Origin of the sequence: Flavobacterium columnare NBRC 100251 = ATCC 23463 (assembly GCF_002530675.1) — a bacterium.
GTDB lineage: Bacteria > Bacteroidota > Bacteroidia > Flavobacteriales > Flavobacteriaceae > Flavobacterium > Flavobacterium columnare.
Genome location: NZ_PCMX01000166.1, coordinates 1 through 3,849, shown reverse-complemented (window position 1 = coordinate 3,849; position 3,849 = coordinate 1). Strand labels below are relative to the sequence as shown.

3 protein-coding genes are annotated in these 3,849 nt (G+C 32.0%); all 3 read left to right on the top strand.

Annotated features, from left to right (window positions below; all coding sequences use genetic code 11):
• Positions 1–44 precede the first annotated feature (44 nt).
• Positions 45–269 carry a DUF3820 family protein gene (locus B0A78_RS14010; RefSeq protein ID WP_014164714.1) on the top strand — a complete coding sequence of 75 codons (225 nt, stop codon included), beginning with the start codon at positions 45–47 and terminating at the stop codon, positions 267–269.
• Between the two features lie 158 nt (positions 270–427).
• Positions 428–2,041: a CTP synthase gene (locus B0A78_RS14005; RefSeq protein WP_097609794.1), complete on the top strand. Its 1,614-nt coding sequence runs from the start codon at positions 428–430 to the stop codon at positions 2,039–2,041.
• A gap of 79 nt (positions 2,042–2,120) precedes the next feature.
• On the top strand, positions 2,121–3,849 hold a 1,729-nt coding region (gene yidC / locus B0A78_RS14000; protein WP_106425344.1), incomplete at its 3' end, for a membrane protein insertase YidC.

Below are 3,849 nucleotides of genomic sequence, written 5' to 3'. Positions count from 1 at the left end.
GTTTTTTTTAAAATATAAATAATGCTTTTTTAGTAAAAAAATAAGTGAATAAAGACCACCTTATAAAATTAGCCCATACTAAAATGCCTTTCGGAAAATACGAAGGACGTTATTTAATTGATTTACCAGAACATTATATAGTTTGGTACAAACAAAAGGGATTTCCTAATGGTATGTTAGGTCAACAACTAGAATTAGTGTATGAGCTTAAACTCAATGGACTTGAAGAGTTGGTGCGTAATATTCGGCAAAATTTTCCCAAAAAATAAATTGGAGTTTCAAAGATCTAAAGAATTTTATTTACTGAAATTCAAAATTGAAATTACTATTCAAATTTATTTGCTTTTTGTGATTTCTAAATTGGAATTTCATTCTAAATAATTGTATTTTTGCGCGGTTTTAAACAACAATACAACAACACAACACAATGAATCAAACAAAGTATATTTTTGTTACAGGAGGGGTAACTTCTTCTTTAGGTAAAGGAATTATAGCAGCTTCATTAGCAAAATTATTGCAGGCAAGAGGGTATAGAACCACTATTCAAAAATTTGATCCTTATATTAATGTAGATCCAGGTACATTAAATCCGTATGAACACGGGGAATGTTATGTAACAGACGATGGTGCTGAAACGGATTTAGATTTAGGTCATTATGAACGTTTTTTAAACGTACCTACATCACAAGCTAATAACGTTACTACAGGTAGAGTTTATCTATCAGTTATTGAAAAAGAAAGGCGTGGCGAATTTTTAGGAAAAACGGTACAGGTTGTACCTCATATCACTAACGAGATCAAAGAACGTATGCAACTACTAGGTAAAAGTGGTGAATATGATATTGTTATTACAGAAATTGGTGGAACTGTAGGAGATATAGAATCGTTACCCTATATAGAATCAGTCCGTCAATTGTTGTGGGAATTGGGTGATAATAATGGCATCGTTATACACCTTACGTTAGTCCCCTTTTTATCGGCAGCAGGAGAACTGAAGACTAAACCAACACAGCATTCAGTAAAAACATTAATGGAAAGCGGTATAAAAGCTGATATTTTAGTTTGTAGAACAGAACACGAGTTAACTTCTGATATGCGACAAAAGTTGGCTTTATTTTGTAATGTAAAAAAAGAAGCCGTTATTCAGTCTATAGATGCGTCTACTATTTATGACGTGCCAAACTTAATGTTAGAAGAAGGGTTAGATCGTGTAGCGTTAAAAAGGTTAAATTTACCTGAAAAAAATACGCCCGATTTAAAACAATGGAATGAATTTTTACACCGTTTAAAAAATCCAAAGCATCAAGTAAATATTGGTCTAGTAGGAAAATATGTAGAATTACAAGATTCCTATAAGTCAATCTTAGAAGCTTTTATTCATGCGGGAGCAAAAAATGAAACCAAAGTAAATGTTATTTCTATTCATTCAGAATATTTAGATGCTAAATCAGCGGAAACTCAATTAAAGGGGTTAGACGGAATATTAGTAGCACCTGGGTTTGGCGAACGAGGAATAGAAGGAAAAATAGAAACCGTTCGATACGCTCGCGAAAATAAAATACCTTTCTTCGGAATTTGTTTAGGAATGCAGATGGCCGTTATAGAATATGGTCGTAATGTATTAGGTTTGAAAGATGCTAATTCTACAGAAATGAACAAAGGAACTTCAGCTCCTGTTATTAACTTAATGGAAGAACAAAAGAGCATAACAGATAAAGGTGGAACAATGCGTTTAGGAGCGTGGAAATGCCAGTTGAAAGAAGGATCCTTAGCTAAAAATATTTATGGCGTAACTGACATTTTAGAGCGCCATCGACATAGATATGAATTTAATAGTGATTACCTAGAAGCAATGGAAAACGCAGGTTTAAAAGCTTCTGGTGTAAATCCAGATACAGGTTTGGTAGAAGTAGTTGAATTAGAAAATCACCCATTTTTTATAGGAGTACAATACCACCCAGAATATAAAAGTACAGTAGCTAATCCGCATCCTATTTTTGTTAAGTTTGTGGAGGCTACCGTGAAAAATAAAATTAATTAGTTTAAAATAAAATGTTTGATGTTTAAGTGGTTTTCAAACATTAAACTTTCCGAATTTTAAACGCTGAACTAAAAAGGAAATGGAAGAAAAAAAGTTAGACCTTAATTCGATTATCGGATTTACGTTAATTTTCGGGATTATGATGTGGATAATGTATAAAAATCAACCCACACAAGCCGAAATTGATGCTGAAAAAGCTAAAAAAGAAAAAATAGTAAAAGCTAAGAAAACACTAGTTAAAACAACAGATTTAGCCTCTGTAGTAGGTGATTCTACAAAAGTAACAGCGGCTCTAAAAGCTACATTGGGAAGTTTTGCTTATTCAGCAACCTTGCCTTCAGCAAAAGAGGAATTTACAACTTTAGAAAACGAACTAATACGTTTAAAAATTGCTAACAAAGGAGGGTATATTGTAGATGCAACCTTGAAAAACTTTAAATCAATAGATGAAAAAGGACCGTTAGTACAGTTAATAAAAAATAATAATGCACAGTTTAATCTAGCTTTTCAAACAAAAGAAGGAAAGAATTTAAATACGAAGGATTTGTTTTTCGAACCTACTTTATCAAAAGTAGGGGGCAATCAAGTACTTTCAATGCGTTTGAAAACAGCTCAAAATGCGTATTTAGAGTATAAATATGTATTAAAACCTAATGATTATATGTTAGATTTTGATGTGCGATCGCAAGGTTTAGCTACGGTGTTTAACACTTCAGTTCCTGCTAACCTAATTTGGGATCTAAAAACCTACCGAAATGAAAAAAGTGTAAGTTATGAAAACCGTTACACAGAAGTAGTTTATGAGTATGAAGAAGGAAAAGACAATTATTTAAACCAATCAGATGAAGAAGAACAAGTTTCAAATTTAACTTATGTAGCTTTTAAGCAACACTTTTTTTCATCTATTTTATTAACCAAAACACCTGTTAAAGTAGCCAAACTATCAACTCAAAATCTAGTAAAAGATGCTGCTGTAGATACTACTTTTACTAAAAAGTTTGGAGCTATTTTACCCCTAGCTTATACAAATGGTGAATTAGATTATAAAATGAACTGGTATTATGGTCCTTCAGATTATAAGATTTTAAATGCTTATGACCGTAATTTAGATGAAATCATTCCATTAGGATGGGGGATTTTTGGTTGGATCAATAAATTTATTTTTGTTCCATTATTTGGGTTAATGAGTACTTTTTTACCTTATGGAATTGCTATTATTCTATTTACAGTATTAATTAAGTTGACTATGTCTCCATTTACTTATAAATCATTCTTGTCACAAGCTAAAATGAAAGTATTGCGTCCAGAAATGAATGAAATAAATGAGAAGTTTTCTAAAGATCCAATGAAAAAGCAACAGGAAACGATGAAACTTTATAACAAAGCAGGCGTTAATCCTATGGCAGGATGTATCCCAGCTTTAATCCAGTTGCCTTTTATGTATGCTTCTTTCCAGTTTTTCCCGTCAGCTATTCAATTAAGACAACAAGGATTTTTATGGGCAAAAGACCTATCATCGTATGACTTAATAGCCAAGTTACCATTTAATGTTCCTTTATATGGAGATCATATCAGTTTGTTCCCTATTTTAGCTGCTATTGCTATTTTCTTTTATATGAAATACACAACAGGAGATCAAGCTATGTCAGCACCACCACAAGAAGGTATGCCTGATATGGCAGGAATCATGAAAATGATGATTTGGATTTCACCTATTATGATGTTGATTTTCTTTAATAATTATGGTTCAGGTTTGAGTTTGTACAACTTATTTTCAAACTTAATGACTTTAGGATTGATGTTTTATA

Coding starts and splice junctions, on each gene's coding strand:
- B0A78_RS14005 (WP_097609794.1), top strand. CDS start 428: ATGAATCAAACAAAGTATATTTTTGTTACAGGAGGGGTAACTTCTTCT.